At 71.9% G+C, this 26,300-nt stretch carries 24 protein-coding genes and 1 pseudogene; 6 read left to right on the forward strand and 19 right to left on the reverse strand.

What is annotated here, in order from left to right; genetic code table 11:
- The 4 genes and pseudogenes from BM419_RS21145 to BM419_RS21160 form a co-directional block, all read right to left on the reverse strand.
- Nucleotides 1–414, reverse strand: a pseudogene (locus tag BM419_RS21145) (3-phosphoglycerate dehydrogenase); the annotation flags it as partial.
- A 12-nt stretch (nt 415–426) separates the two neighbouring features.
- A complete protein-coding gene (locus tag BM419_RS21150; RefSeq protein WP_056530596.1) occupies nt 427–1,791 on the reverse strand; it encodes a cation:dicarboxylate symporter family transporter in 1,365 nt (454 codons plus the stop codon).
- Nucleotides 1,792–1,927: 136 nt separating this feature from the next.
- Complete coding sequence (locus tag BM419_RS21155; protein ID WP_056530944.1) at nt 1,928–3,208, reverse strand: UxaA family hydrolase; 1,281 nt, start codon at nt 3,206–3,208, stop codon at nt 1,928–1,930.
- A gap of 7 nt (nt 3,209–3,215) precedes the next feature.
- Nucleotides 3,216–3,533, reverse strand: a complete 318-nt coding sequence (locus BM419_RS21160; protein WP_020094921.1) for a UxaA family hydrolase — start codon at nt 3,531–3,533, stop codon at nt 3,216–3,218.
- A gap of 337 nt (nt 3,534–3,870) precedes the next feature.
- Between BM419_RS21160 and BM419_RS21165 the strand changes: the two genes are divergently transcribed.
- Complete coding sequence (locus tag BM419_RS21165) at nt 3,871–4,617, forward strand: sulfite exporter TauE/SafE family protein (protein WP_056530594.1); 747 nt, start codon at nt 3,871–3,873, stop codon at nt 4,615–4,617.
- A gap of 17 nt (nt 4,618–4,634) precedes the next feature.
- Here the strand turns inward: BM419_RS21165 and BM419_RS21170 are convergent, their stop codons facing one another.
- The 10 genes from BM419_RS21170 to BM419_RS21215 all read right to left on the reverse strand — a co-directional run bounded on the left by BM419_RS21170 (nt 4,635) and on the right by BM419_RS21215 (nt 14,614).
- Complete coding sequence (locus tag BM419_RS21170; RefSeq protein WP_056530590.1) at nt 4,635–5,639, reverse strand: ABC transporter substrate-binding protein; 1,005 nt, start codon at nt 5,637–5,639, stop codon at nt 4,635–4,637.
- 260 nt (nt 5,640–5,899) lie between these two features.
- Entirely contained in the window at nt 5,900–7,525 is a 1,626-nt protein-coding gene (locus BM419_RS21175) for a thiamine pyrophosphate-binding protein (protein WP_056530587.1), read from the reverse strand.
- A 13-nt stretch (nt 7,526–7,538) separates the two neighbouring features.
- Nucleotides 7,539–9,263 (reverse strand): L-aspartate oxidase, encoded by a 1,725-nt coding sequence (locus tag BM419_RS21180; protein WP_056530585.1) that lies wholly within the window; start codon nt 9,261–9,263, stop codon nt 7,539–7,541.
- Nucleotides 9,260–9,871, reverse strand: coding sequence for a fumarate hydratase C-terminal domain-containing protein (locus tag BM419_RS21185; protein ID WP_056530583.1), 612 nt, complete (start codon nt 9,869–9,871; stop codon nt 9,260–9,262). The genes BM419_RS21180 and BM419_RS21185 overlap by 4 nt, the downstream gene beginning before the upstream one ends.
- A 10-nt stretch (nt 9,872–9,881) precedes the next feature.
- Nucleotides 9,882–10,754: a fumarate hydratase gene (locus tag BM419_RS21190; protein ID WP_056530581.1), complete on the reverse strand. Its 873-nt coding sequence runs from the start codon at nt 10,752–10,754 to the stop codon at nt 9,882–9,884.
- Nucleotides 10,755–10,783: 29 nt separating this feature from the next.
- Nucleotides 10,784–11,161 carry a succinate dehydrogenase, cytochrome b556 subunit gene (locus BM419_RS21195; RefSeq protein WP_056530578.1) on the reverse strand — a complete coding sequence of 126 codons (378 nt, stop codon included), beginning with the start codon at nt 11,159–11,161 and terminating at the stop codon, nt 10,784–10,786.
- Nucleotides 11,158–11,487 (reverse strand): succinate dehydrogenase/fumarate reductase transmembrane subunit, encoded by a 330-nt coding sequence (locus BM419_RS21200; protein ID WP_020094913.1) that lies wholly within the window; start codon nt 11,485–11,487, stop codon nt 11,158–11,160. Before BM419_RS21200 ends, BM419_RS21195 begins: the two co-directional genes overlap by 4 nt.
- On the reverse strand, nt 11,484–12,236 hold the full coding sequence (locus BM419_RS21205) for a succinate dehydrogenase/fumarate reductase iron-sulfur subunit (RefSeq protein ID WP_091927607.1): 753 nt from the start codon (nt 12,234–12,236) through the stop codon (nt 11,484–11,486). The genes BM419_RS21200 and BM419_RS21205 overlap by 4 nt, the downstream gene beginning before the upstream one ends.
- Nucleotides 12,233–13,255 (reverse strand): ABC transporter substrate-binding protein, encoded by a 1,023-nt coding sequence (locus BM419_RS21210; RefSeq protein WP_056530566.1) that lies wholly within the window; start codon nt 13,253–13,255, stop codon nt 12,233–12,235. The genes BM419_RS21205 and BM419_RS21210 overlap by 4 nt, the downstream gene beginning before the upstream one ends.
- Before the next feature lie 435 nt (nt 13,256–13,690).
- Nucleotides 13,691–14,614, reverse strand: coding sequence for a CDP-diacylglycerol diphosphatase (locus tag BM419_RS21215; RefSeq protein WP_091927608.1), 924 nt, complete (start codon nt 14,612–14,614; stop codon nt 13,691–13,693).
- Between the two features lie 120 nt (nt 14,615–14,734).
- Here BM419_RS21215 and BM419_RS21220 point away from each other — a divergent pair, with 120 nt between their 5' ends.
- Together BM419_RS21220 and BM419_RS21225 are read left to right on the forward strand one after the other, a co-directional pair.
- Nucleotides 14,735–15,034, forward strand: coding sequence for a hypothetical protein (locus BM419_RS21220; RefSeq protein WP_056530560.1), 300 nt, complete (start codon nt 14,735–14,737; stop codon nt 15,032–15,034).
- Between the two features lie 51 nt (nt 15,035–15,085).
- Entirely contained in the window at nt 15,086–16,783 is a 1,698-nt protein-coding gene (locus BM419_RS21225; protein WP_056530558.1) for an IlvD/Edd family dehydratase, read from the forward strand.
- Between the two features lie 174 nt (nt 16,784–16,957).
- On the opposite strand, the gene BM419_RS21230 is transcribed toward BM419_RS21225, so the two are convergent.
- The 3 genes from BM419_RS21230 to BM419_RS21240 form a co-directional block, all read right to left on the reverse strand.
- Entirely contained in the window at nt 16,958–17,500 is a 543-nt protein-coding gene (locus tag BM419_RS21230) for a TetR/AcrR family transcriptional regulator (protein WP_020094907.1), read from the reverse strand.
- Nucleotides 17,501–17,746: 246 nt separating this feature from the next.
- Nucleotides 17,747–20,860: an efflux RND transporter permease subunit gene (locus BM419_RS21235; RefSeq protein ID WP_056530556.1), complete on the reverse strand. Its 3,114-nt coding sequence runs from the start codon at nt 20,858–20,860 to the stop codon at nt 17,747–17,749.
- Entirely contained in the window at nt 20,857–21,942 is a 1,086-nt protein-coding gene (locus BM419_RS21240) for an efflux RND transporter periplasmic adaptor subunit (RefSeq protein ID WP_056530554.1), read from the reverse strand. Before BM419_RS21240 ends, BM419_RS21235 begins: the two co-directional genes overlap by 4 nt.
- Before the next feature lie 187 nt (nt 21,943–22,129).
- On the opposite strand from BM419_RS21240, the gene BM419_RS21245 reads away from it, so the two are divergent.
- A complete protein-coding gene (locus tag BM419_RS21245) occupies nt 22,130–22,540 on the forward strand; it encodes a group III truncated hemoglobin (protein WP_020094904.1) in 411 nt (136 codons plus the stop codon).
- Between the two features lie 88 nt (nt 22,541–22,628).
- Here the strand turns inward: BM419_RS21245 and BM419_RS21250 are convergent, their stop codons facing one another.
- Nucleotides 22,629–23,840: an MFS transporter gene (locus BM419_RS21250; protein ID WP_056530551.1), complete on the reverse strand. Its 1,212-nt coding sequence runs from the start codon at nt 23,838–23,840 to the stop codon at nt 22,629–22,631.
- Between the two features lie 275 nt (nt 23,841–24,115).
- Here BM419_RS21250 and rnhA point away from each other — a divergent pair, with 275 nt between their 5' ends.
- Nucleotides 24,116–24,778 (forward strand): ribonuclease HI, encoded by a 663-nt coding sequence (gene rnhA / locus BM419_RS21255; RefSeq protein WP_056530549.1) that lies wholly within the window; start codon nt 24,116–24,118, stop codon nt 24,776–24,778.
- Nucleotides 24,779–24,841: 63 nt separating this feature from the next.
- Here rnhA and BM419_RS21260 read toward each other — a convergent pair whose 3' ends face one another.
- Nucleotides 24,842–25,135, reverse strand: coding sequence for a hypothetical protein (locus tag BM419_RS21260; RefSeq protein ID WP_056530937.1), 294 nt, complete (start codon nt 25,133–25,135; stop codon nt 24,842–24,844).
- Between the two features lie 207 nt (nt 25,136–25,342).
- Here BM419_RS21260 and BM419_RS21265 point away from each other — a divergent pair, with 207 nt between their 5' ends.
- Nucleotides 25,343–25,879 carry a DUF2059 domain-containing protein gene (locus tag BM419_RS21265; protein ID WP_056530934.1) on the forward strand — a complete coding sequence of 179 codons (537 nt, stop codon included), beginning with the start codon at nt 25,343–25,345 and terminating at the stop codon, nt 25,877–25,879.
- The last annotated feature ends 421 nt before the right edge of the window (nt 25,880–26,300 follow it).

Raw genomic sequence — 26,300 nt, forward strand, 5'->3', positions numbered from 1 at the left:
CTCGCGGCCCATCAGGGCGTTGCGCGGCCACGTCCCGGCCGCCACGCGGGCCGTGGCCCCGTAGGCGCCGCGCAGGAGCAGCAGCGCGGTGGCGACCACGTACTCGGCGACCGCGCCGTCGTTGGCGCCGGTGGCCGGGTAGACCGCGATGCCGCGCGCCCGGCAGGCCGGGACGTCGATGTTGTCGAGGCCGACGCCGAGGCGTCCGACGACCTTGAGGTCGCGGGCGGCGTCGAGCAGGGGGCCGCGGACCTGGGTCCGGTTGCGCACGATCAGGGCGTCGGCCCGGGCCACGGCGGCGGCGAGGTCCCCGGGCCGGTCGACGAGGCCCGGATCGTACTGCACGTCGAGGCCGGCGAGCTCGGCCGCGATCGCGGCCTCGTCCATGAACTCGCTGATGATGACCTTGGGCATGGAGGATCCTTCTCAGGTCGCCGGCACGGCAGCGGGGAGGGGGCGGCGCAAGGCCGCCGCCGGCTCGCGGGCTGGGATCGCGTCCGCCGCCTCGTCCTCGTCGTCGAGGAGGTCGAGGTTCGGGGTGATGCGGCCGTCGAGCACCGCCCGGGCGTGGGCGAGGTCGATCTTGCCCTCCCAGCGGGCGATCACGAGGGTCGCCACCATGTTGCCGACCGCGTTGGTCACGCAGCGCAGCTCGTTCAGGATGCGGTCCACCCCGATGATCAGGGCGATGCCCGCCACCGGCAGGAGCTGCGAGGCCTGGAGCGTCGCGGCGAGCACGAACAGGATGGCGCCGGCCACGCCCGCCACGCCCTTCGAGGTCACCAGCGCGATGGCGAGGATGCCGAGCTCCTGCTCCCAGGTCAGCGGCACGTTGAGAGCCTGCGCGATGAAGCCGATCGCCATGGTCAGGTAGATGCAGGAGCCGTCCATGTTGAAGGACAGGCCGGCCGGCATCACGAGGCCGGTCACGCTCTTGTCGACGCCGAGCCCGTTGAGCTTGGCCATGATCCGCGGCAGCACCGATTCCGAGCTCGTGGTGCCGAGCAGGATGAACAGCTCCTCGCGACTGTAGCGGAACAGCTTCCACAGGCTCAGGCCGACGTAGAAGCGCATCACGCCGCCGAGGAAGACCGCGATGAACACGATGAAGGTCAGGTAGAGGGAGACGATCAGCATCCCGTACTGGGCGAGGATGCCGAGCCCGAACTTGCCGATGGTGAAGGCCATCGCCCCGAAGGCGCCGATCGGCGCGAAGTGCATGATCAGGCCGACGACCTTCATCAGCACGTCGCCGAAGGCGTGGACCACCTTGAGCGGGAACTCGCCGCGCCGGCCCAGCATCGCGAGCCCCATGCCGACCAGCACCGAGAAGAACATCACCTGGATCAGGTCGCCCTTGGCGAAGGCGTCGACCGCGCTGTGGGGGATGATGTTGGCGACGATCTCCATCGGAGACTGCGCGTGGGCCTTGCCGGCGATGCCGGCGACCAGCTTGGCGTCGAGGCTGTCGACCGTGGCGTTCACGCCGTCGCCCGGCCGCAGCATGTTGACGAACAGGAGGCCCGCGGCGAGCGCCACCGTCGTGGCGACCTCGAAGTACAGGATGGTCTTCAGGCCCATCCGGCCGACGCTCTTCATGTCGCCGACATGCGCGATGCCGACCACGACCGTGCAGAAGATCACGGGGGCGACGATCATCTTGATCAGGTTGATGAACATGTCGCCGAGGATCTTGCAGCCCACCGCGAAATCGGGTGCGACCACGCCGACGCCGATGCCCAGGGCGATGCCGAGCAGAACCTGGCCGTAGATCGACCGAAGCAGCCTCATGCGTTCCTCCAGAATGACGGGACGGAGGCCGCCGCGGTTTCCCCCGCGGTCGTGCGCTCCGGCGTGGTCCTGACCCCGTGGCGTCGGGGCCGCGCCCGCGGACCGGATCGCGGTCCGCGGGCGCGGGACTTGTGCGTCAGGCGCTGCGGTAGAGCTTCGTCATCACGAATTCCCGGTGGCCGAGGGACTCGGCCGCCGTGAGCCGGCCGTTGGCGGTGCGCACCACCATGTCGATGAGCGCGTCGCCGGCCTGCGGGATCGTCATCTCACGGGTGAGCACACCCGAGACGTCGACGTCGATATGCTCGCCCATGGTCCGCACGGTCCGGGGATTGCCAGTGATCTTGATCACCGGGACGATCGGGTTGCCGATGACGTTGCCCTGGCCGGTCGGGAAGGTGTGCACCACGTAGCCGGCCGCCGCCATCAGGGTGACGCACTCGGCCGCCGCCGAGGACGTGTCCATGAAGTACAGGCCGGGCCCCTTGGCGGGCGCCTCCGCGGGCTGCAGCGCGTCGATGAAGCGGCACTCGTGGCCGATCTTCTCGAGGTTGCCGAGCGCCTTCTCCTCGATCGTGGTGAGGCCGCCCGCGATGTTGCCCTTGGTCGGCTGCGAGTCCGAGAGATCGTCGGTCTTGTGGGCCTCGATCACGTCGTCCTGGTAGGCCTTCCACATCGTGTACCACTTGTCGGAGACTTCCGGGCTGATCGCCCGCTCGCGGCAGAGGTGCTCCGCGCCGGTGATCTCCGAGGTCTCGCCGAACACCCCGTAGATCCCGTGCGGGATCAGCTTGTCGTACATGTTGCCGACGGTGGGGCAGGAGGCGAGGCCGGTGGTGGTGTCGGACTCGCCGCACTTGGTCGAGACCCAGAGGTCGGCGATCGGGCATTCCTCGCGCTGGAGCTCGGTGGCCCACTGCACGAAGCGCTTGGCCTGGTAGCTCGCCTTGGCGACGATCGCGATGTCGCCGTGGCCCTCGATGCCGAAGCCGACGACCGGCTTGCCGGTCTTGGCGATGCCCTCGACCACGCGGTTGGTCCACTGGTCCTCGATGCCGATCACCACGACGGCGGCGACGTTCGGGTTCGAGCCGATGCCGATCAGGGTGCGGAAGTGGAGGTCCAGGTCCTCGCCGAACTGGAGCCGGCCGTAGGCGTGGGGCAGCGCCATCGTGCCCTTCACGTTGTTGGCGACCGCCTCGCAGGCGGCGTTGGACAGATCGTCCAGCGGCAGGAGCACGACGTGGTTGCGCACGCCGACCCGGCCGTTCTCCCGGCGCCAGCCCATGAAGGTGGCGGAGGTGTAGTTCTCCGAGGCGCGCCCGGTCGCGAGCGCCTTGGTGGCGAACTGATCGGGCGCACCGCCGACGAAGGGGGTGGCGATCTCGTGTTCGAGCTGAGCGGCTTCCTTGAACATCGTCACCTCACCAGCGCTTCGTCTTGACGTTGTGGACGTGGACGTGCTCGCCCTTGGCGACGTCCTTGATGACCTTGCCGATGTCCTGGCCGTACTTGATCGCCGTGTCGCCGGCCTTCAGGTCGGTGAGCGCGACCTTGTGGCCGATCGGGATGTCGTGGCGGACATGGACCTCGAAGGTGCTGTCGTTCTCGGTGACCACCCCGAAGGCGTCGGTGCTCGCGCTCAGGCCCTCGATCACCGCGACGGCGACGTTGTCCTGGGGGGAATGGGCGAGAAGATGCGGCTTGCGGCGCCCCGCGCCGGACGCGGCGTGGCTGCTCATGCGGTCCTCCTGATCTGCGTCGTCGGCTTCTCGGCGGCGACTGGTCTTATATAAGACCAATGAGATGGCCGGCGTCAACGGGTGATCGCGGGGTGCGGGTGATTTCACTGGTTCGGGGACGGCACCGAGCGCCCCATCCTCCTCAGTGGCGGAGGGAGGTCGCAGGCCGGATCCGGAAGGGCAGCCCTGTCGCGCCGCAGAGGTATGCGCCTTGCCCAGTCGGACAAGTCTTATATAAGATACATGGAAACAGAGCCCGCCCCGGCGGGACGCGGGCCGGGAGGACGAGAATGGCGGGTGTGCGCGCGGATGGCATCAGCCGGGCCGGGCGCCCCCGGTGAACGAGACGCTCCTCCTCGTCCTCTGCGTCGGCTGCGCCGGCGTGATCTCGGGCCTGACGGGCTTCGCCTTCGCGCTGATCGCCTCCGGCACGCTGCTGTCGATCCGCACGCCCGTTGAGGCGACCGCCCTGGTGCTCGTCTGCAGCATCCTCTCGCAGGTGATCTCGATCCTGCGCCTGCGGACCTGGCCGCCGCGGGGCACCGCCTTCGCGATGATCCTGCCGGGCCTCGTCGGCGCGCCGATCGGCATCCACCTGCTGCACGATCTCGATCCGCGCTTCATCAAGGTCGCGATCGGCGCCTTCCTTGTCCTCTACAGCGGCGGCGTCGCCCTGCTGCGCGCCGATTACCGGGTCGGCTTCGGCAATCGCTGGAGCGACGGCGCGATCGGCTTCCTCGGCGGCGTGCTGGGCGGCATCGCGGGCCTGTCCGGAGCCCTGCCGACGGCCTGGAGCCTCGTGCGCGGCTGGGATCCGCGCACCCAGCGGGCGGTCTACCAGTCCTTCACCCTGGTGATGCAGGTCTGGGCCCTGACGATCCTCCTCTATCTCGATCCGCTGCCGCCCGAACTCGTCGGCGACCTCGCCCTGGCGCTGCCGGTGGTGCTGGTGAGCGTGCTCGCCGGGCTCTCGCTGTTCGCCCGGATCGACCAGCGCCGCTTCCGCACGCTCGTCCTCGCGCTGCTCGCCGCGATCGGCCTGACCACGACCGCCCTGGCGCTGCCCGGCCTGCTGCAGAACTGAGCGCGGCCGGTGGGGCGTCAGCTGCCCGCCTTGTCGTGGACGCCCGCGAAGAACAGGTCCTTCCAGCTCTCCGGCCGGCGACGGATCGTGCCGGTGCGGGCCATGAAGTCGGCGACCTTTCCGACCGCCCGGGGCGTCGCCGTGAAGGAGACCTGCGGGTCCTTCAGGATCTCGGTGATCAGCCCGACATCGCTCCCGTCGCGGGCGAGCCGCACGTAGGCGCGCGCCGCCTCCGACGGATCGGCCGTGATCGCGGCGAGCGCGTCGTCGAAGGCGGCGCCGAAGGCCGCGACGACACGGGGATTGGCGCCCGCGAAGGCCGAGGACGCCCAGACGACGTTGAAGGTCGAGGGTTCGCCCAGCACGTCGAAGCTGTTCAGCACCGTGCGGATGCCGGGCCGGCGCAGCTCCAGCTCCTGGATCGGCGCGGCGGTGAAGTGGGCCGTCACCTCGCTGCCCCCGAGGAGCGCCGCCATGCCGTCGGGATGGGAGAGGGTGACGGTGAGCCGGTCGAGGTCGTTGCGGCGGCCTGCGCCGAGCTCCTTCTCGGCGGCCATCTGCAGGAACATCGCCTGGACCGAGACCTTCACGGCGGGGAGCGCGATCTTGTCCCGGTCGGTGAAGTCGGCGAGCCGGTGCACCTTCGGATTGCTGGTGTTCATCAGGAGCGGCATGCTGTTCATCGCCGCCACGCCCTTCACCGCCATGGCGGTGCCCTCGGTCTTCGACCAGAGCAGCACGAGGGGCGGCACGCCGCCGGCCGCGAACTGGATCGTCCCGGAGAGCAGGGCGTCGTTCATCGCGGCCCCGCCCGCGAGGGTGAGGTAGCGCACCTGGAGCCCCGCCACGCCGCGGGCGGCCGCGGCCTTCTGGAGCAGGCCCTGCTCCTCCATCAGCATCAGCGGCAGGTGGCCGAGGCTCGGCTGGCGGGCGATCGCCACCGCGCCGACCTCGTCGGCCCGCCCCGGGACGGGACTCGCCAGGAACGCCGCGGCCCCGGCCAGAACGTCGCGTCTGCGCATGAGATCTTCTCCCTGAGCCCAAGGTCCGCGACCGTCGCGCCGACGCACGTGGCGGGCGCGACCTGCTCCCTCTCCCGAGCGGGAGAGGGTTGGGGTGAGGGATGAGAAGGTTCAGGATTAAGCCCGCCCTCGAACCGCCTACGCGGTGCGCCTCGTCCGGATAGGTCTCATCCCTCACCCTGTCCCTCTCCCGCCCGGGAGAGGGGACCCGCGCCTCATTCGGCAAGACGGCGTCGCCGTCATGTATCGTGCTCGCCCCCTCAGCCAGGGCGGCGGATCACCGGCGCCGCCACGCTCTCGATCATCACGTTGATGCAGGCCGGCAGGCCGCTGGCCTGGGCCGCCTCCAGCGCCGCCGGAAGTTCGGCCGCCTCGGTCACCAGCGCCCCGAAGCCGCCGAGGGCCTGGACGACCGTGTCGTAGCGGGTCGGGAGCAGGTCGCAGTGGCGCGTCCGATCGGGGCCGTAGCTGCGCAGCTGGATCTGGTGCTCGGCGTTCCAGCGCGCGTCGTTGCCGACGACCGCGATGAACGGGATCCGATAGCGCACGGCGGTGTCGAACTCGGCCATGTGGAAGCCGAAGGTGCCGTCGCCCAGCACCGCGACCACCGGGGCGCCGGGCCGCTCCAGTGCGGCGGCGATCGCGAAGGGGATCGACGCGCCGATCGTGCCCGAGACGCCGTTGATCAGCCGGCGCCCGCCGCGGACCAGGGCCTGCGGCCATTGCCCGATCTCGCCGCCGTCGCAGATCAGCGTGCCGTCGGGGTGGCGTTCCAGGAAGGCGTCGACCGCCCGGCACAGCTCCACCGGGTGCAGGCGCTGACCCGTCCCGTGGAAATCCGCCCAGGCGGGCGGCCGGTAGGCGAGGGCGGCCCGCGCCTCCCGGTGCCAGGCCTCCCGGCGGGGGAGGGCGGTGGCGCGCGCGGTCAGCGCCGCCAGCACCGGCCGCGGATCGGCGAGGCCCGAGACGGCGAGGCGGTCGGCCGGCGCGCGGGCCAACAGCGCCGGATCGGGATCGACGACGGCGAAGCGGCAGTCGGGCGCGAGGGCGGGCGCCGCGCCGAAGCGCAGGGTGAAGTCGAGCGGCTTGCCGAGGAGCACGAGGAGATCGGTCCGCGCCAGGACCTCGGCGAAGGCGCCGAGCGCCGGATCGTTGATCCCGCGCGGGCTCTCCATGCCGACGACCGGCAGGCCGAGAGTTTCTTCCAGCGTTGCCATGGCAGCCCGGCCGGAGGCGTCGCACAGCGCCGGGCCGCAGGCGATCAGCGGCCGTTCCGCCCCCGCGAGGGCAGCGAGGAGATCGGCCACGAGATCCGGCGCCGGCTCGGCGATCCGGATGGCGGCCGCGGCCCGGTCCGGGATCCGCACCGAGGCGGCGGGGACGGCCGTCTCTAGCAGGTCGACCGGCAGGCTCAGATGGACCGGGCCGGGCCGCCCCTCCCGGGCGATCCGGAAGGCCCGGGCGAGGTCCGGCCCGAGGGCGGCGACCGACCCGGCGGTCCAGGCGGCCTTGGTCATCGGCCGGGCGATGTCGGCCTGGGCCAGTTCCTGGAAGGCGCCGCGCCCGAGCTCCGACAGGCCCGCATGGCCGGAGAGCAGCAGCACGGGCGACTCGGCCGCGAGCGCCGTGGTGAGCGCCGCCGCGCCGTTGGTGTGGCCCTGCCCACCGGTCACCAGGGCGACGCCGACCTCGCCGGTCAGCCGGCCCCAGGCGTCGGCCATGTGGACGCAGGCCGCCTCCTGGCGGGTGTGGACGAGGCTGATCCCGGTCTCCAGCAGGGCGTCGAAGACCGGCATGATGTGGTTGCCCGACAGGGTGAAGATCCGGGTGACGCCGAGCGCCTCCAGGGTCCGGGCCACGATGTCGGCGCCGCGCAGGGTCTGCATGGATGGTCTTCCCTCAGGCGGCGGCGTCGAGGAGGGAGCCGCCGGGCCGCACATGCGTGAAGTGCACCGGCTCCATCGCGAGGTCGAGCGCCCCGCCGCGCTGGCGCACCACCGTGTAGTGCGAGGTCGCGAGATCCGAGGCCTCCGGGAAATCCTCGCGGAAATGGGCGCCGCGGCTGTCGGTGCGGGCGAGCGCCGCCCGGGCGACCGCCTGGGAGACCAGCACGAGGTTCTCGAGGTTCAGCCGGTCCATCCAGGTGAGCGCGTAGCGGCGGTCGCCGTCCGGCGCGCCGGCTTGGGCGACCGCGTCGGAGAGCCGGTCGAGGGTGGCGAGCGCCCGGGTGAGGCCGGCCGCGTCCCGCAGGATGCCGACATCGGCCCACATCGCCTCGTAGAGCGCCTCGCGGATCTCCGGCAGCGACACCGCCGGCCGGCCGAGCGGGCCGTAGGCGCGGGCGAGGCCCGCCTCGATGGCGGCGGGATCCGGCTCGGCGAGGCGGCCCTCGCGCGTCACGGCCCGCGCCATGGACTGGCCGGCGAGCCCCCCGAACACCGTGGAGTTCGCAACGCCGTTGCCGCCCAGCCGGTTCGCCCCGTGGACGCCGCCGGTATCCTCGCCGGCAGCGTAAAGGCGCGGCAGCGCGGTGGTGCAGTCGACCGCGAACTGGAGGCCGCCCATCATGTAGTGGGCGGTGGGGATGACCTCGACGAGCCCGCCCGCGAGGTCGAAGCCGCAATCGGCGCAGCGCTCGACCATGCCCTTGAACCGGCGGCGCACGTCCTCGGGGCCGAGATGGCTCATCTGGATGTGCACGCCCCCGCTCGGCGTGGCGAAGCCGTCGCGCAGCCGCCGCATGATCGAGCGGCTGACCACGTCCCGGGTCGCGCGCTCGGCCCGCGGATCGTAGGCCTCCATGAAGCGCTGGCCGGTGGAGTCGAGGAGCCAGCCGCCGGCCCCGCGCAGGCCCTCCTCCAGCACCGTCCCGGTCATGCGGGTGCCGGCGCCGGCGAGCAGCCCGGTCGGGTGGAACTGCACCATCTCCATGTCGCGCAACGGCAGTCCGGCGCGCAAAGCCATGGCGAGACCGTCGCAGGACTTGTCGCCCGACGGCGTGTGGTACTTGTACATGGTCGGCCCGCCGCCGGTGGCGAGCAGCACGGCCTTCGCCCGCACCAGTTTCGGCTCGCCGGTGCGCATGTCGAGCATCAGCACGCCCGCCAGCCCCGATCCGTCCCGGGCCGGGATCAGTTCCAGGGCGCGGTGGTCCTCCAGGCGGCGCACGTCCCGGCGCCAGACCTGCTCGGACAGGCGGTTGATGATCTCGATGCCGGTGAGGTCGCCCTTGTGCACCGTCCGGTCGAAGGTCTGGCCGGCGAAGGCCTTCTGGTGGACGCTGCCGTCCGGGTTGCGGTCGAAGAAGCAGCCGAGCTCGGTCTCCAGCTCGCGGATCCGCACCTGCGCCTCGGTGACGAGCGTCCAGGCCAGCGCCTGGTCGTTCAGCCACTTGCCGCCCTCGATCGTGTCCATGAAGTGCCGCTCGACCGAGTCGCCCGGCGCCAGCGCCACGTTGTAGCCGCCCTGGACCATGCGGGTGCAGCCGCATTTCCCCAGCAGACCCTTCACCGCGACGGTGACGTCGAGGTCCGGCGCGATCTTCTTGGCGTGAAGCGCGGCGAACAGCCCGGCCCCGCCGGAGCCGAGGATCAGGATGTCGGTCTCGACCTGTTCGGGGCTCATCGGGCGTCCTCGAGGGAGGCGATGACGGCGTCGCGCCGGGCGGCCACGTCGCGCTGCACGTCGGCGAAGAGCGAGCCGCCGTGCGAATCCATGCCGACCAGCAGCGGCCCGAAATCGCGGATCGCGAACTGCCACAGGCTCTCGGGATGGAGATCGTCGAGGTCGACGTCCACGATGGTCTCGATCCAGGTGGTCTCCAGCGCCGCCGCGCCGCCGACGATCGCCAGGTAGGCGCCGCCGCGCCGCGCGAAGGCGTCGAGGGTCGCCGGCCCCATGCCGCCCTTGCCGACGATGAGGCGCACGCCCTCGCGCTCCATCAGCGCGTCGGTGAAGCGCTCCATGCGCATCGACGTGGTGGTGCCGATGCAGAACGGCGCGAAGCCGACCGGCGCCTCGTTGGAGACCGGGACGCGGTGGACGTTCGGCGCGGTGTGGATCACCGCGTGGCCGTCGAGGTCGAGCCGGGTGCGGCGGTCCCGGTCGAACATGTGGATCAGGGTCGCGTCGCGGATGCCGAACAGCCAGCGCCGCAGGGTGACGGTGTCGCCGATCCGGAGCGCCCGGATCTCGGCCTCAGTGGCCGGCATGTCGAGGACGTGGTGGGCCACGGTCTGCTCCTCAATCGAACGCGATGCCGCCGGGCGTGAGCGTCGCGCGGGCGCGACGGGCCGAGTGGCACTGGATGTTCACCGCGACCGGGTTCTGGGTGATGTGGGTCGCGGCGAGCTCGACATGGACGGCGAAGCTCGTGGACCGGCCGCCGAGCCCCTGCGGGCCGATGCCGAGCTCGTTCACCGCCCGCGACAGCTCGGCCTCGATCCGGGCGCCTTCGGGATCGGCGCAGACCGAGCGCAGCGGCCGGGTCGCCGCCACCTTGGCGAGGTGCATGCACAGGTCGGAGGTGCCCCCGAGCCCGACGCCCACGATGGTCGGCGGGCAGACCCGGCCGCCGAGCTCGATCACCCGGTCGATGACGAAGCGCTTGGCCGCGCCGATCCCGTCCGAGGGCAGCAGCATCTGTAGGAACGAGCCGTTCTCGGAGCCGGAGCCCTTCGGGATCATCTCCACTGCCACGGTCTCGGGCCGATCGTCGAAGTCGACGTGGATGATCGGCACGCGGATGCCGCAGGAGGTCTGCTCGTTCCTGCGGGTGATCGGGTGGACCACCGAGGAGCGCAGGGAGAAGTCCTTGGTCGCCCGCTCGCAGCCGCGCCGGATCGCGGCCTTGAGCGCGGCGCCGTCGAAGCGCACGTCGGCGCCGATCACGACGTTGTAGATCGGGATGCCGGTATCCTGGCAGAGGATATTCTTCGTGCGCTCCGCGACCGCGACGTTCTCCACCATCGTGTCGAGGATGGCGCGGCCGGTGGCGCTGGTCTCGGCCCGCTGCAGGTCGGCGAAGCCCGCCTTGATGTCGGGCGGCAGGATCTTCAGGGCGCGGACGTAGAGGTCGCGGCAGACCTCCTCGAATTCGCGGATGTCGAGATCCATGGCGGGTCTCCGCTGGTGACGGACGGGGATCAGGCCCCGCTGAGGAGGAACAGCAGGCCGACCGCGAACGCGGCCGCGAGGCAGCCCGCCACGACGCGGGCATCGCGCTCGCGGAAGCGCAGCCACTCGATGGCGAGCACCCGCAGGCCGAGCGCCATGTGGACGGCCAGCGCGCAGACGAGGCCCCACTCGGCCGTGCGGACGAGGCCGTTATGGGTGAGGCCGAGGAAGCTCTCCAGCCGGTCGGCACCCTGGAGCGCGGTGCCGAGCGCGATGAAGTGCATCGGCAGGAACAGCGCCAGGGCGATCCCCGAGAGCCGGTGGATCAGCGCGGCGGCGAAGCCGGGCCGGCGCAGGGACGCGCGGGTGATGCCGGTCCGCCCGGCCGTGCCCGGGGCGGTCCTCATGCCGCGTACACCGCGAGTGCCGCCCGCAGGCCCAGCCCGGCGAGCAGGGCCGAGAGGGCGATCATGGCGACGTCGAGGGAGCGGCCGCGCCAGCCGGTCCACTCGCGCAGGACGCTGCGCAGGCCGATCGGCGCGTGGATCGCGGCGGCCAGAACGAAGACCGCGTAGAACAGCAGGAAGGCGAGGTTGCCCTGCGTCCGGCCCAGGATCTCGCCGGCCGTGAGCCCGCCGCGCACCGCGTAGAGGATCGTGCCGAGATGGACCGCGACCGTGACCGCCAGGATCGCCGCTGTGCCGCGCTGGGCGAGGTACAGGAGCGGGCTCATCCGCGCCTCCAGAACCGGCGCAGCGCCGCCTTGCCGGTCTCGCGCTTGAGGCCCGCGATCGAGAAGGTCGGGCTCAGGCCCTTCGGACAGTGCTCGGTGCAGCTCATGTGGCTGTGGCAGGAGTGGCAGCCGGCATCGCCCGCCACTGCGGCGAGCCGATCCCGGTCGCGGTCGCGCACGTCGTTGACGAGCGTCCAGGCCCGGTTGAGGGCCGCGGGCCCGAGGTAGTCGGGGTTCCACGTCACCAGATCGCAGGCCGCGTAGCAGACGCCGCAATTGATGCACTCGATGCCGGCATCGACCTCCCGGCGCGCGGCGGATTCCGGTGCCACGACCGCGAAATCCTCGGGCGGGTTCTCGCCCGGCTCGAAGAAGCCGTGGGCCCGGCGCCACTTCTCGAAGAAGGGCTCCATGTCGACCGCGAGGTCCTTCACCACCGGCAGGTTGCGCAGGGGCTCGAGCGTCAGCACCCCGTCCGGCGCCACGGCGGCGACCCGGGTGCGGCAGGTCCAGCGCGGGCGCCCGTTCACCGTCATGCCGCAGGAGCCGCACATGCCGACCCGGCAGGCGAACCGGTAGGCGAGGGTCGGGTCCTGGTCGCGCTGGATCTCGGTGACGACGTCGAGCACCGTCTGGTTGGCCCGGCGCGGCACCGCGTAGTCCGCGACGGTCTCGCCGCGCCGGACATGCACCCGCAGCGTCTCGCCTGCGTCCGGGTCGACGGCCGCGTGGCCGACGGGAGCCGTCACCGGTTGGCCTCCTTCGGGGCGCCGGCAGCGGTCGGATCGGGGAAGAACAGCTCGCTCTCGCTGTCGGCCTTGGCCGAGACCAGCCCGGCCCGGTTCATGTACGCGAGGTAGGCGAGCATCCGCTCGGGCTTGGTGGTCCAGGCGTTCTGCGGCGCGCGGATGATGGCCACGGCCTCCTCGGGCGAGATTTTCGCTCCCTCGGCCTTGATCCACAGGGCGGCGGCCCGGGCCGGGTCGTCGCGGATCAGCGCGAGGCTCTCCTCCAGCGCCGCCCGGAAGGCCGCCGTGACCTTGGGGTTCTCGGTGACGAAGCGGCTGGTCGCCCAGACGAGGTTGAAGGTGTGGGGGCCGCCCATCACGTCGTAGCTGTCGAGCACCTTGCGGGCGCGCGGGTCCTTCAGTTCCATCTCTTGGAAGGGCGGAGAGCCGAAATGGGCGGTGATCTCGGAGCGGCCGCCCATCATGGCGGTCTGCGCGTCCGGATGCCCCATCGAGACGGTGAGCGGGTCGAGCTTGGCCTGCTGGCCCGGCCCGAAGGCCTTCTCGGCGGCCATCTGCAGGGTGATGGCCTGGATCGAGGTCTTGGCGGTCGGCAGGGCGATCTTGTCCTGGGGCCCGAAATCCGTGATCGCCTTCACCGCCGGGTTGATGGTGACCAGCCAGAGCGGCATCGCGTTCAGCGCCGCCACGCCCTTGACCTTGAGATTGCCCTGCGTCCGGCCCCAGATCGTCAGGAACGGGCCGACGCCGCCGGAGGCGAGGTCGAGGTTCCCGGAGAGCAGGGCCTCGTTCATCCCCGAGCCGCCGGTGAAGCGCAGCCACTCGGCCTTGACGTCGAGCCCGCGCTGCTTGGCCTGCTTCTCGAGCAGGCCCTCCTCCTCCATCACGGTGAGCGGCAGGTAGGAGATCCCGAACTGCTTGGCGAGCCGCACGGTCGAGACCTCGGCCCGGGCGGCGCCGAGCGCCCCCCATAGGACCGCGACCGTCCCGACGAGCCGGATGATGCTCCGTGCCGTCATGGCGCTCCTCACCTGTCCGCGCGCCGATCTTGCGAAGTCCGCGACCTCGTCGGCGTCGGATCGAGGATACGCCCCCGGGAAGCTCTGTCAATATTCATGTGTCATATATATGACCTGAGTACCGAGCCCCCGGTGGCTGCACCGAGATGTCCCGTGCGAGAGGGGACCGGCGGCGGATGGGCGGAGTTCGACCGGCTCTCGCGGACGCTCTCGTCGGGATGATCGTCGACTTGGCACGCGTCAGAGTCGGCCCTTGTCTCGGGCTACCCGCCCCGCTGCGGGCGTCGGCGCAGATTTAAGGTCATTTATAAGACTTGCGCGCAGGCAGCGCCGCTGCCGGCCGCCGCGACGTTGCTCACGCGAGGGCCGGCCGGAATGCGGCCCGCGGCCGGCACCGCGCAACCCGACCCGCGGCGGAAGCCGGATCCGCCCGCGTCAGTCTTCCAGTGGCCGAAACCCGCTCGACGCGGGCTCCGCCGCCACGGCGCAGGTGTGGTCCTGCACGACCTCGCCGTTGGAGGCCTTGCCGAAGCGGCTGGTCACCAGACCGTCCAGGAGCACGAAGCCCGGCTTCGCACCCGGAAACTCGGCGCCCACGACAGCCAGGGCGTGCTCGCCCATGGCCGAGCGCGCCCCGTCGTCGCGCGCCAGCAGGTCGAACGGGTCCGCGGTGCCGAGATCCTCGCCGAGCACGCGCATCGCCCTGTACGGGCGACCGACCAGCGGCTCCGCGAGAGGAGCCCAGCGATCCCCGATCGTGGGTGCGAGGCGGCGGAGGGTGTCGCGGACATCCTGGCGGACGCAGTCGATGTGGATGTGCAGCTGCCCCTGAGTCCGCCTTAGCTGCGAATTCACCGCGAGACTGACGTCCCGCCGGTCGAGCGGATGGCCGAGACGCTCCTCCACGAAGGTTCGGGCGCGCCACGCCTTGGCGAAGTAGTTCGTCGTGCCGGGCTGGAGGAGCACGGGGCTCTCGATGCCGGTGATGCGCGCCGTCGGGATCAGGAGGAACTGCGCCCGCCCGCGAAGGTCTTTGAGGATGGCGTATCCCTTCTCGACCCCGCCCTCCAGGTCGACGAGGCTGCACGGTGCGGGGCCCTGTCCGCGCAACGCGTGGGGGACGCACGCGCCGTGCACGATCGCCCACAGGGCTCCGCCCTTCCCGAGGAGGTTGGGCACGAGGGCGACGGCCAGCCAGACGGCCGTCGCCGCGAGGACGAGCAGGATGCCCAGCGATCGCCGCGACAGCCCGGTCCTCGCGCGCCCCGTCGAGCCGCGCGGTGACACGGTGCCCGGCCGGCCGCGGACGGCGTCACGCACCTGACGGGTGAGCCCGACCGCGGCTCTGCGCAAATCCATGACGTGACCCGGTAGCCCGTTGCCGCGAAGCGCCGGGGCCGCCGACGCCGGAACCGTCTTACAGATCGCCCGCCGCCTGAGCGATCTCTGTCCCGCTACGGATGCAACGCCGGACGGATCGTGCGGAACGCGGGCGCCGCCGTGGGGGCCGGCACCGGGCGCGGTGACGCGGCCGCGCTTTTCGCGCTCCGGAACCCGCGCGGCCCCTTCTCGGACACCTATCCGATGGGCCATGCCTTGAGAGGCCTCGTCATCGGCGCCGGACTGGGACATGCCTGTCCGCACCCCGATGCCGTCGGCGGCCGCAACCGATCCGGCGGCGCGCCGCCGGGAACGCGGCGCGAACGACAGGGGTGGGACGACGCGCGCGAGGACCTGCTCGACGCGCGCTCCGGGAGCCGGGAGCCCGGCGACCGCTGAGACAGACCGGACGGCCGGGGCGACCCGGGCCGCCCACGCGAGGAGACGACCATGACCGACGAACCGCACGGCTTCGACCGCGGCCTGACCAATTACGGCGACCGCGACTTCGCCCGGTACCTGCGCCGCTCCTTCGCGCGCTCGATGGGCATCTCGGTCGGCCTGCTGAACAAGCCGGTGGTCGGCATCGCCATGACGCCGTCGGGCTTCAACAACTGCCACCGGGGCATGCCCGAGCTGGTGGAGGCGGTCTCCCGCGGCGTGCTGGCGGCCGGCGCCCTGCCGCGGCCGTTCCCGACCGTGTCGCTCGGCGAGGTTTTCCTCAACCCGACCAGCATGATGTACCGCAACCTCATGGCCATGGACACCGAGGAGATGATCGGGGCCCAGCCCATGGACGCGGTTGTGCTGATCGGCGGCTGCGACAAGACCGTGCCGGCCCAGCTCATGGGCGCGGCCTCCGCCGACCTGCCGGCGATCCAGCTCGTCACCGGCCCGATGTCGACCGGCCGCCACCGGGGCCAGCGGCTCGGCGCCTGCACGGATTGCCGGGGCTTCTGGGCCAAGTACCGGGCCGGCACCGTCGACGCCGAGGAGATCGCCGAGGTCGAGGGTCGGCTCTCCGTCACGGCCGGCACCTGCGCGGTGATGGGCACGGCCTCGACCATGGCGTGCATCGCGGAGGCGCTCGGCATGTCGCTGCCGGGCACCGCCGCGATCCCGGCGGTGCATTCCGACCGGCTGGTGGCCGCCGAGGAGACCGGCCGCGCGGCGGTGCGGCTGATCGAGACGCGGATCCGGCCCTCCCAGGTGATCACGCAGAAGTCGGTCGAGAACGCGATCCGCGTGCTGATGGCGGTGTCGGGCTCGACCAACGCCATCGTGCACCTCACCGCCATCGCCGGGCGGCTCGGCATCCGGATCTCGCCCGAGCGCTTCAACCAGATCTCCGACGAGACGCCGGTGCTGGTCGACCTGAAGCCCGTGGGGCAGGGCTACATGGAGGATTTCCACGCCGCCGGCGGCATGGGCGCGCTCCTGCGCGAGCTGCGCCCGCTCCTCCATCTCGACACCGTGGACGTGGAGGGCCGGACGCTCGCCGAGCGCCTGGACGAGCCGGAGTCCTGGGTCGACCGCGCGGTCATCCGCACCGCGGCGGATCCCGTGTCGCCGGTCGGCGGCCTGGTGGCCCTGTCCGGCAGCCTCGCGCCCGACGGGGCGATCTTCAAGCGCGCGGCGGCGACGCCCGACCTGTTCGAGTCGGAGGGCCGGGCGGTGGTGTTCACCGGCCTGGAGGACCTGTCGGCGCGCATCGACGACCCCGCGCTCGACGTGGCGCCCGGTGACATCCTCGTCCTGCAGAATGCCGGCCCGCACGCGGCCGGCATGCCGGAGGCGGGCTACCTGCCGATCCCCAAGAAGCTGGCGCAGGCGGGCGTGAAGGACATGGTGCGCATCTCCGACGCGCGGATGTCGGGCACGGCCTTCGGGTCGATCGTCCTCCACGTGGCCCCGGAGGCCGCGGTGGGCGGACCGCTGGCCGCGGTGCGCGACGGCGACCGCATCCGCCTGTCGATCCGGGACAAGCGCGTCGATCTCCTGGTCGCGGAGGACGAGATCGCCCGCCGGCTCGCCGACCACCGGCCGCCGCCGGTCCCGGCCCGGGGCTACAAGGCGCTCTACCGGCGCAGCGTCACGCAGGCTCCGGAGGGTTGCGACTTCGACTTCCTCGCCAAGGCGGAGGGCTGACGGCCCGCAACCCTCCGTCCGGACGCGCCGGACGGCCGTGACGGACACCGTCGATCCGAAACCCGCGGCCCGCCCGGCGGGCCGCGCGCGCCGTCGCGGCATCTGGGGCCGTCGCATCGCCCGTCCCCGTCCCGGCGGTGAGGCGGCCCGAGCCGGGTGCCGCCTCGGACCGGCTCAGCCCGGGATCGTGGAGCGCGCCGCCTCGAGCAGTTCACCGGCCAGGGCCTCGTCGTCGACGCCCCGGGCCAGCACCACCGCCCCCACCATGGTCGACAGCGCGATCAGGGCGCGCTGCCGGCGGCGTTCCTTCGACGCTCTGGGCAGCCTGTCCGCGATGAGACCGGCGAGCCCCTTGACCCCCTGGGTGAACCGCGCCCGCAGGGCGCTTCCGGGCGGCTCACGCCCGACGTCGTTCACCAGCGCCGCGACGGGGCAGCCTCTCCCCGGCGTGCGGACATGCCCCAGGGAGAGGTAATTCTCGATGAAGGCGTCGAGGTTGGCCCGGTACTCGGCGCTGATCGCCGCGTCGAACGCCTCCGCAGCGAGGGCATCCTTGCTGGCGAACTGACCGTAGAAGCCGCCATGGGTCAGGCCCGCGGCCGCCATGATGTCGACGACGCCGATACCGTGCAGGCCGCGCTCCCGGAACAGGGCCGAGGCGACCTCGACCACGCGCTGGCGGTTCAGCTTGGCTTGCTCCTGCGAGACCCTCGGCATCGTACCGTCCTCCGCTCCGCCTCCTCACATAGATGCGAGATGTCATTTATTGAAGGGACGGCGAGCCGCGGATGCCCGAGGCCGGGCGGAGAGCGGCGTCGCGGTCGCGCCGCGGCGGCCGTTCAGGGCTGCCGACCGGCCCGCGCGAGGGGGCGAAGCGCGGGCCGGTCGGCGCACCGCGCGCCCGGGACCCGAGCGCGCGATCGCGGGATGCCCCGAGCTGGGCATCGGTGGGGGGCGGCCGGGTCAGGGCTCGACCGGAACGGGCACCGGTGCGGGGCCGGGTGCGGTCCGCGTCGCGCGCGCGTCCCGCGCCACCCGGAACCAGAGTGCGTAGAGCGCCGGCAGGAACAGCAGGGTCAGCAGGGTCCCGACGCCGACGCCGCCGATGAGCACGTAGGCCAGCGCCCCCCAGAACACCGAGTGGGTCAGCGGGACGAAGGCGAGCATCGCGGCAGCGGCCGTCAGGATCACCGGTCGGGCCCGCCGCACCGTCGACTCGACGATGGCCTCGTAGTCCGACAGGCCCGCCGCCCGGTCGTGGTGGATCTGGTCCACCAGGATCAGCGTGTTGCGCATCAGGATGCCGGACAGCGCGATCAGGCCGAGGATCGCGTTGAAGCCGAAGGGCTGGTGGAAGACGAGCAGCGTCGGGACCGCCCCGACGAGGCCGAGCGGCGCGGTCGCGAACACCATGACCATCGTGGTGAACGAGCGGACCTGCAGCATGATGACCGTCAGGGTCACGATCAGCATCAGCGGGAAGACCGTGACGAGCGCCTTCATCGCCTTCTCGCTCTCCTCCACCGAGCCGGCCGTGTCGATGCGGTAGCCGGGCGGCAGCCTCGCCTTGATGGCCGCGAGTTCGGGGACGATCTGCGCGTGGATGTCCGGCGGCTGCTTGCCGTCGATCACGTCGCCCTGCACGCGGATGTAGGTCTCGCGGTTGTAGCGCTTGAGCACCGCGTCCTCGTTGCGGCTCTCCAGGTGCGCGACCTGGGAGAGCGGCACCTGCCGCCCGTCCCGCGTGGCCAGCGTCAGGTCGCCGATGTCGCCGAGCGAGCGGCGCTCGGGGCCGGGGCTGCGCAGGAGCACGTCCACGGAGCGGAGGTTCTCGCGGACCTGGGTCGCGGGCGTGCCGTTGAGGTAGCTCTGCAACTGCTGGCCGGCCTCCTTCGGCGTCAGGCCGATCAGGCGCAGGCGCTCCTGGTCGAGGGCGAGGTGCAGGGTCGGCGTCCTGTCGCCCCAGTCGAGGTGGACGAGGCGCATGTTGGGGTTGGCCATCATGACGTCGCGCACCTCCGCGGCGATGCCCCGGATGACGGTGAGGTCGGGCCCGACCACCCGGAAGGCGACGGGGAAGCGCACCGGCGGCCCGAACACGATCTGCAGCACCCGCACCCGCGCCTCGGGGAAGCGGCCGTCGTCCACGAGACGGCGCACCTTGCCGCGCAGCACGTCGCGGGCGTGGGAATCGGCGGTCTGGACGACGATCTGCGCGAAGGCGGGGTCCGGCAGCTCCGGGTCGAACGAGAGCACGAAGCGCGGCATGCCCTGGCCGATATAGCTCGTGATCTCGCCCGCCTCGGGCAGCGCGCGCACGGCCGCCTCGACCTTCCGGACGCTGGCCTCGGTGGTCGCGAAGGCGGACCCGGTCGGCAGCGTCACCTCGACGATGAGCTCGGAGCGCTCCGAGTTCGGGAAGAACTGCTTCTCGACCTTGCCCATGCCGACGACGGCCGCGGCGAACAGCGCCACGGTGATGCCTGCGGCCATCCACTTGTGGTCGACCGAGAGCCGCACGACCCGGCGCAGGCGCTGGTAGTTCCGCGTGGCGTAGATCGCGGCGTGGCCGCCCTCGACCGTCTCGATGTTCGGCAGGAGCTTGACGCCGAGGTAGGGCGTGAAGGTCACGGCCACGACCCACGAGACGATCAGCGAGAAGGCCACCACCCAGAAGATGTTGCCGGCATACTCGCCCGCCGTGGAGGCGGCGAAGCCCACCGGCAGGAAGCCCGCGATGGTGACGAGCGTGCCGGTCAGCATCGGCGCGGCGGTGGCGCTCCAGGCATGGGTCGCCGCCGAGACCCGGTCGGCGCCCTCCTCCATGCGCACCACCATCATCTCGATGGCGATGATGGCGTCGTCGACGAGGAGGCCCAGTGAGATGATGAGCGCGCCGAGCGTGATGCGGTCGAAGTCGCGGCCGGTGATCATCATCACCACGAACACGGCCGAGAGGGTGAGCGGCACCGCCAGCGCCACCACGATGCCGACCCGGAAGCCGAGCGCCACGAGGCTGACGAAGATCACCACCGAGAGCGCTGTGAAGAACTTCACCATGAACTCGTGGATGGCGTCGTCGATCACCCTCGCCTGGTCGGTGATCTTCGTGAAGGTGATGCCGGTCGGGAGATCGCGATGGATCGCGACCTCCTCGGCGTTCAGCGCCTCGCCCAGGCTGAGTCCGTTGAAGCCCGGCTTCATCACGAGGCCGAGCACCAGGGCCGGCGCGCCGTCGTTGCGGATCGCGAAGGTCTTCGGGTCCTCGTAGCCGCGTTTCACCTCGGCGATGTCGCCGAGCTTGAGGCTGCGGTCGCCGGCCGCCACCGGCAGGTCGCGGATCGCGTCGAGGCCGTCGATGGCGCCGTCGAGGCGCAGGTAGACCCGCGGGCCGTCGGCCTCGACGAAGCCGGCCGGCGTCACGTCGTTCTGGTTGGCGAGCGCCGCCAGCAGCTGCTGGCCGGTGATGCCCAGGGTCGCGAGGCGCTGGTAGGAGACTTCGACGAAGATCTTCTGCGCCTGCTCGCCGAGGATGTTGATCTTCTCGACGCCGGGCACGCGCAGCAGGCGCTGGCGCATCTCCTCGGCGCGGAGCACGAGATGCCGGTGCGGCAGCCCCTGGGCCTGGAGCGCGTAGAGGGCGAAGTAGACGTCCGAGAACTCGTCGTTGAACAGCGGCCCGAGCACGCCGCGCGGCAGGCCGGAGGCCTGGTCGGAGAGCTTCTTGCGCGCTTGGTAGAATTCCGACTGGAGCCGGGCCGGCGGCATGCTGTCCTTGAAGAAGACCTTCATCAGCATCAGGCCGGGGCGGACGGTCGTCTCGACGCGGTCGTAGTAGACGAGCTCCTGGAGCCGCTTCTCCAGCGGGTCGGCGACCTGCCGCTGCATCTCGTCGGTGGTCGCGCCGGGCCAGGCGGCCGAGACCGCCATGGTCTTGACCGTGAAGGTCGGGTCCTCGGCGCGCCCGAGCTTCTCGAAGGCGAAGATCCCGGCCGCGGTGACGGCGAGCAGGAGGAACAGCGTGACGGCGCGCTCGCGCACCGCCAGGGCCGAGAGGTTGAAGCCGGAGGCGTTCATCGACCGGCCTCCACGACGCTGGCGTCGGCCTGACGGACCTTCTCGCCCGCTCTCAGCAGATGGGCGCCGAGCGCGACGATCCGGTCACCGGGCGTCAGGCCCGAGGCGACTTCCGCGGTCTCCTCCGACAGGCGCGCGACGGTGACGGGCTGCGCCGCGACGGTCTGGGTCTCGGCGTCGTAGCGCCAGACGGCCGAGCCGCCGCCCTGGTCGAACAGGGCCCCCAGCGGCACGGACACCGAAGCCCGCGCCTGCCCCTGGGCAGGGATCAGCTGGAGCGTCACGGTCGCCCCGAGGGGCGCGGCCTCGCCCCCGCCCGACAGGATGTAGCGGGCGCGGTAGGTGCGGGTCGCCGGATCGGCCGTGGCCGACAATTCCCGGAGCTTGGCCGGGTAGGTCGTCTCGCCCTCGGCGTAGAGGGTGGCCGACGCCGTGCCCTTCGCGCGTTGCCGGCTCCCCTCCGGCAGGAACACCTCCGCCTCGCGCGCGCCGTCGCGGGCGAGCTTCACCACCGTCTGCCCGGCGGCGACGACCTGGCCCGGCTCGGTCGGCACCTCCATCACGACCCCGTCGGCATCGGCCTGGAGCTCGGAATAGCCGGCCTGGTTGGCGATCTGGCTCGCCTGCGCCTCGGCGTTGGCGAACTGGGCGATGGCCGCGTCGGCGGCCGCCTTGTTCTGGTCGTAGGTCTGCTTGGAGGTCCACCCGTCGCCGACGAGCTTGCGGCTGCGCTCCTCGTCGGCCCTGGCCTTGATCATCTGCGCGCGGGCCGCCTCGACCGAGGCGCGGGCCGCGTTGAGCGCCAGGGTGAAGTCGGTCCGGTCGAGCCGCATCAGGGGCTGGCCGAGGCGCACGTGGTCGCCCGGGTCGACGAGGCGCTCGAAGATCTTGCCGCCGACCCGGAAGCCGAGGTTGCTCTCGGTGCGCGCCCGGATCACGCCGGTGTAGCGCGCCACCGCCGCCGAGGCGGGCGCGACCGCAACGGTCTGCACCAGCGGCGGCTCCGGCGTGACGGCGGTCTCGGCCGGCGAGCATGCCGCGAGTGCCAAACCGGCGAACCCGATCACCCATCGCGCGTCCATCACCGAGCCCCGTCGCAGCCGATCGCCCAAAATAATTATGACCATCATTTATTCTGGCGCGATACCGCCGTCAATGGCGGCCGCGCCCGGCGTCGGCCGAGGCCTGACGCGCCGTCCCCTCCGGCTCCGATCCGGCGGCCGTCCGATCCCCCTTGAAGAGAGCGGGGTCTGCCGGCATCTCACGATCATGCCCGATGTCGCGCTCGACGAAGCCAGCCTCGCCCGCTTTCTCGATGCCTTCTACGGGCGCGTGCGCGGCGATGCGCTGATCGGACCCGTCTTCGCGGCCGCGATCCCCGACCCGGACTGGCCGCGGCACATGGAGACCGTCCGGGCGTTCTGGTCCTCGGTCCTCTTCAAGTCAGGCCGCTACAAGGGCAACCCGTTCGGCAAGCATCTCGCGCTGGGCCGCCTCGAGCCCGAGCACTTCGCGCGGTGGCTCGACCTGTTCGGGGAGACGGCCTCCGCCCATTTCCCGCCCGAACCTGCCGCCCTCCTGATCGAGCGCGCGCACCGCATCGGTGACAGCCTGAAGGCGGGCCTGTTCTTCCGGCCAGACGTGCTGCCCGTGCCCGCGGCGGGATCGGCCGCGCCGTGACCCGCGGAGAAGGCGCACGCGTGAGACGCGCGCGGAGCCGCGACCGGCGGGACGGCCCGAGATCCCGGGGGGGGCGGGTCCGGAGCCCTCAGAGCGCGGCCGGACTCGTGCGCGCCCGACGGCAGTGGATCAGCCACAGCACGATCGCCACGTTGACGGCGTTCCAGGCCAGCCCGTTGACGAACGCCGCACGGTAGGAGCCGGTGGCGTCGAAGATCGCCCCCGTGAGCCAGCCGCCGAGCGCCATGCCGGCCAGCGTCGCCATCAGCACCGCACCGATCCGCGCCCCGGCCTCCTCGGCCGGGAGGTACTCGCGCACGATGATCGCGTAGGCCGGCACGATGCCGCCCTGGAACAGGCCGAACAGGGCCGAGATCACGTAGAGCGAGGTCAGGTCGTCGAACGCGAGGTAGAGCGCGAGCGCCGCCGCCTGCAGCAGCGTACCGGCCAGCAGCGTCGCGAGACCGCCGATCCGGTCGGCGACGAAGCCCGACGCGACCCGGCTGACGATGCCGAAACCGAGCATCAGCGACAGCATCTGCGCGCCGCGGGCGACGCCGTACCCGAGATCGCTGCAGTACGCCACGATGTGGACCTGCGGCATCGCCATCGCCACGCAGCACGCGGTGCCGGCCACGACGAGGAGGCCCTGCAGCGCCGCGGGCGACAGCGTCGTCACGGCCTGCGGACCGGCCGCGCGCGTCGCCGAAGCCCGTGGCGGTCGGCCCCGCATCGCCAGCGCGAGGGGCAGCATGGCGACGAGGCAGAACAGGCCGATTCCGACCTGCGTCGCGCGCCAGCCGTACGCGTGGACCGCGCGCTCCACCACCGGTGGCCAGAGCGTGCCCGCGAGGTAATTGCCGGACGCGCACAGCGCGACGGCGAGCCCTCGCCGGCGCGAGAACCAGCGCGACACGTCGGCCATCAGCGGTCCGAAGGCGACCGAGCTGCCGAGCGCCCCGACGAGCACGCCGTGCACGAGGGCGAACTGCCAGAGGTTCGTCGCGAGGGCGCTGAGCCCGTAGCCGAGGGCCAGGCAGACGGTGCCGAGGAGCAGCGGGGGCACGATGCCGATGCGGTCCGCGAGCCGGCCCATCAGGAGGCCGCCGACCGCGAAGCCGACCATCGTGAGGGTGTAGGGCAGGGCGGCCGCTGCCCGATCGACCCCGAACTCGGCCTGAACCGCGGGCAGCACGACGACGACCGACCACATGCCGACGCCTCCGACCGTGCCGAGCGCCGTCGCCGCGGCGAGCCGACGCCAGGCGCGGCCCGAATCGGCAATCCCATCCTCAGCCATTCCGGCGCATATCGATCTCCGTCCGTGCGGCGCGTTTCACACGAATGCGCCTTCGTCGCCAGCACCGGGCCCGCCCGTCGGCGCGGGGCTTCGGGACACCGCTCGCTCGCCGACGCGCGCCTCACCCGGCCCTGCCGCGGCGCGCGATCGGTGCTAGAGGTGCCGCCGCGCTCGCCGGCGATGCCGGCTCGGGCCGGGGCGACCATCGGTCGGCCGATGTCGGGCCTCGATGGCGCCCGTCCACCGACCACCCGTACGAGAGGGCTGACGCCACGATGCGAATGATCGTTTATGCCGATGGCGGTTGCGACCCGAACCCCGGGCCGGGGGGGTGGGGCGTCGTCATCGCGGCCCCGGACGGCACGATCGAGCTGTGCGGCGGGGAGCCCGGCACCACGACCAACAACCGGATGGAACTGACGGCCGCGATCAAGGGCCTCGAGCATTTCCCCGCCGGGGCCGCGATCGAGATGCGGTGCGACAGCCAGTACGTCGTCAAGTCGGTGACCGAGTGGATGCGCGGCTGGAAGGCGCGGGGCTGGCGCTCGACGACGGGTGACGTGAAGAACGTCGATCTCATGAAGCGCCTCGACGAACTGAACGCGGCGCGCGACGTGAAGTGGACCTGGGTCCGGGGGCATGCCGGCGACCGCCTCAACGAACGCGCCGACGCGCTCGTCCACAGGGGGCGTCGCGAAGCGAAGCTCGGCAAGCTCGAGTCGCGGAGCAGCGCCGCGCCCGTACCGGCCCCGACCGCCGCACCGGCGCCGTCGAGCCGGGGCGCCGACCTGCGGATCGACCTCGCGCTCGGCCTCCAGGTCGCTCGGGCCGCGAAGGCGGCGGGTGTCACGCCCGACGCACTCGTCGACGATGCGATCCGGTTCTACCTGGAGATCGGGCCGAGCGAGGTCGCACGCCTGCGATCAGGCCGGGCCTAGCGGGCGAGGCCGCGCGCGGCGACGCCGGGTCGCCGCTCCGCGATCTCCGGGACGGGGCTCGGCCTACTCGCAGACCTCGATCCGCCGAACGTGCTCGTACCCGTACGGATCGATGTACGCGCGGCGCTCGAAGTGGCAGGCGCCGTACGGGTCGGGCGCGGCGTAGACGGGGCGACCCGGGTAGTACCCGCTGTTGGCGGACGCGATGGCGCTGCCGGCCACGACGCCGCCGAGGATGCCCAGCGCCACGGCGCCGCCGACGCCGATGCCGCGCGCCTGAGCGGCCGGCGGGGTGGCGCAGAGTGCCAGAGCGACCAGCGCGGCCGCACCGCCGGTCCGCAGAAACGTTTGACGCATGGTGTCCTCCCATTCCTCGATGCGGACACCATGAGCCCGCGACCGCCGGATCTCGGTGCTGATCGGCACCCCGAGTTCAGGGCCCGCCGCGCGCGACGCGGTGCCGGGCGATCCGGCGCTGTCATCGATCCTGTTCGGAGCTGTGGTAGCTACCCGGACCGGCCGCGCGGCCTTGTGGACCGCGCGGCGCTCGTGAACGGGACCGCCATGCGCTTCTCTGCCCTCGTCGTCGGTTTGTGCCTGACCTCCTTCCCGATCGGTGCGGCACTGGCACAACCGGCCCCGAAGCCCGCGCCCACGACCGCGCCGGATCCGGCCCTGCTGAAGGTTGCCCGGGAGACCGTCGCGCAGATGCAGGGTGATCGCGCCGCGACGCTCGGCTCGATGGCGGCCCCCATGATCGGCATGATGCAGCAGATCGGGATCAAGGAGCCCGACAAGGCGCAGGTGCTGGTGCAGGAGGTCGTCATGCCGACGCTCACGGCGCACTACGACGAGCTGCTCGACATCCAGGCGCGCGGTTTCGCCACCGTGCTGAACAAGGACGAGTTGCAGGCCATCGCCGCCTTCTACGCGACCCCCGCCGGGAAGCGCCTCGCGGCGGCCCAGCCGCAGCTCGCTCAGATCCAGCTCGCGGGCATGCAGCAATGGATCCAGTCGGTGATGCCCGAGATGCAGGGCAAGCTGACGACGGCCATCCAGGCCCACGGCTGGGCGCCGGGCGGATCGGCGAAGCCGCGTTGAGCCTCCCCGGGCCGCGACGCCTTCCGAGCGGAGCGGCGCCCTGCTTCGAAGGCGTCGATAGGCCGGACACGATGCGGGGCGCCGGGACAGCGTGCCCGGACGCTCGGTCAGCGCGGCGGGCCTGAACGGTCAGCCGATGGCCCAGAACAGCGGCAGCGCGCCCGCGAGGAACAGGGCCGAGGAGACGAGCACGGCGAGGCGCTCGCGATGGTGCAGGACGAAGGCGTGCGGGCTGGCGAACATGGCTGGGTCGGATCGGTGGTGAGGGCATCACGCTCGCTCCTGAACCTTGACGGATCGAGGGCGCTTCGCGCTGTCCACAGGTGATGGCCGATCTCTGTCGCTGCCGCGCCACATCCTTTTGGATGTGCTCGGGCGCACCTCCCGGACGGCTCTTCTGGCATATTGAATTCAGCAGGCC

Origin of the sequence: Methylobacterium sp. yr668 (assembly GCF_900116245.1) — a bacterium.
In the GTDB taxonomy this organism is placed as follows: domain Bacteria; phylum Pseudomonadota; class Alphaproteobacteria; order Rhizobiales; family Beijerinckiaceae; genus Methylobacterium.

Bases quoted from the DNA above. Each gene is read 5' to 3' on its own strand.
- BM419_RS21150 (WP_056530596.1), bottom strand. From the start codon at position 1,791: ATGAGGCTGCTTCGGTCGATCTACGGCCAGGTTCTGCTCGGCATCGCC.
- BM419_RS21155 (WP_056530944.1), bottom strand. From the start codon at position 3,208: ATGTTCAAGGAAGCCGCTCAGCTCGAACACGAGATCGCCACCCCCTTC.
- BM419_RS21160 (WP_020094921.1), bottom strand. From the start codon at position 3,533: ATGAGCAGCCACGCCGCGTCCGGCGCGGGGCGCCGCAAGCCGCATCTT.
- BM419_RS21170 (WP_056530590.1), bottom strand. From the start codon at position 5,639: ATGCGCAGACGCGACGTTCTGGCCGGGGCCGCGGCGTTCCTGGCGAGT.
- BM419_RS21175 (WP_056530587.1), bottom strand. From the start codon at position 7,525: ATGCAGACCCTGCGCGGCGCCGACATCGTGGCCCGGACCCTGGAGGCG.
- BM419_RS21180 (WP_056530585.1), bottom strand. From the start codon at position 9,263: ATGAGCCCCGAACAGGTCGAGACCGACATCCTGATCCTCGGCTCCGGC.
- BM419_RS21190 (WP_056530581.1), bottom strand. From the start codon at position 10,754: ATGGATCTCGACATCCGCGAATTCGAGGAGGTCTGCCGCGACCTCTAC.
- BM419_RS21195 (WP_056530578.1), bottom strand. From the start codon at position 11,161: ATGAGGACCGCCCCGGGCACGGCCGGGCGGACCGGCATCACCCGCGCG.
- BM419_RS21200 (WP_020094913.1), bottom strand. From the start codon at position 11,487: ATGAGCCCGCTCCTGTACCTCGCCCAGCGCGGCACAGCGGCGATCCTG.
- BM419_RS21210 (WP_056530566.1), bottom strand. From the start codon at position 13,255: ATGACGGCACGGAGCATCATCCGGCTCGTCGGGACGGTCGCGGTCCTA.
- BM419_RS21215 (WP_091927608.1), bottom strand. From the start codon at position 14,614: ATGGATTTGCGCAGAGCCGCGGTCGGGCTCACCCGTCAGGTGCGTGAC.
- BM419_RS21225 (WP_056530558.1), top strand. From the start codon at position 15,086: ATGACCGACGAACCGCACGGCTTCGACCGCGGCCTGACCAATTACGGC.
- BM419_RS21230 (WP_020094907.1), bottom strand. From the start codon at position 17,500: ATGCCGAGGGTCTCGCAGGAGCAAGCCAAGCTGAACCGCCAGCGCGTG.
- BM419_RS21235 (WP_056530556.1), bottom strand. From the start codon at position 20,860: ATGAACGCCTCCGGCTTCAACCTCTCGGCCCTGGCGGTGCGCGAGCGC.
- BM419_RS21240 (WP_056530554.1), bottom strand. From the start codon at position 21,942: ATGGACGCGCGATGGGTGATCGGGTTCGCCGGTTTGGCACTCGCGGCA.
- BM419_RS21245 (WP_020094904.1), top strand. From the start codon at position 22,130: ATGCCCGATGTCGCGCTCGACGAAGCCAGCCTCGCCCGCTTTCTCGAT.
- BM419_RS21250 (WP_056530551.1), bottom strand. From the start codon at position 23,840: ATGGCTGAGGATGGGATTGCCGATTCGGGCCGCGCCTGGCGTCGGCTC.
- rnhA (WP_056530549.1), top strand. From the start codon at position 24,116: ATGCGAATGATCGTTTATGCCGATGGCGGTTGCGACCCGAACCCCGGG.
- BM419_RS21260 (WP_056530937.1), bottom strand. From the start codon at position 25,135: ATGCGTCAAACGTTTCTGCGGACCGGCGGTGCGGCCGCGCTGGTCGCT.
- BM419_RS21265 (WP_056530934.1), top strand. From the start codon at position 25,343: ATGCGCTTCTCTGCCCTCGTCGTCGGTTTGTGCCTGACCTCCTTCCCG.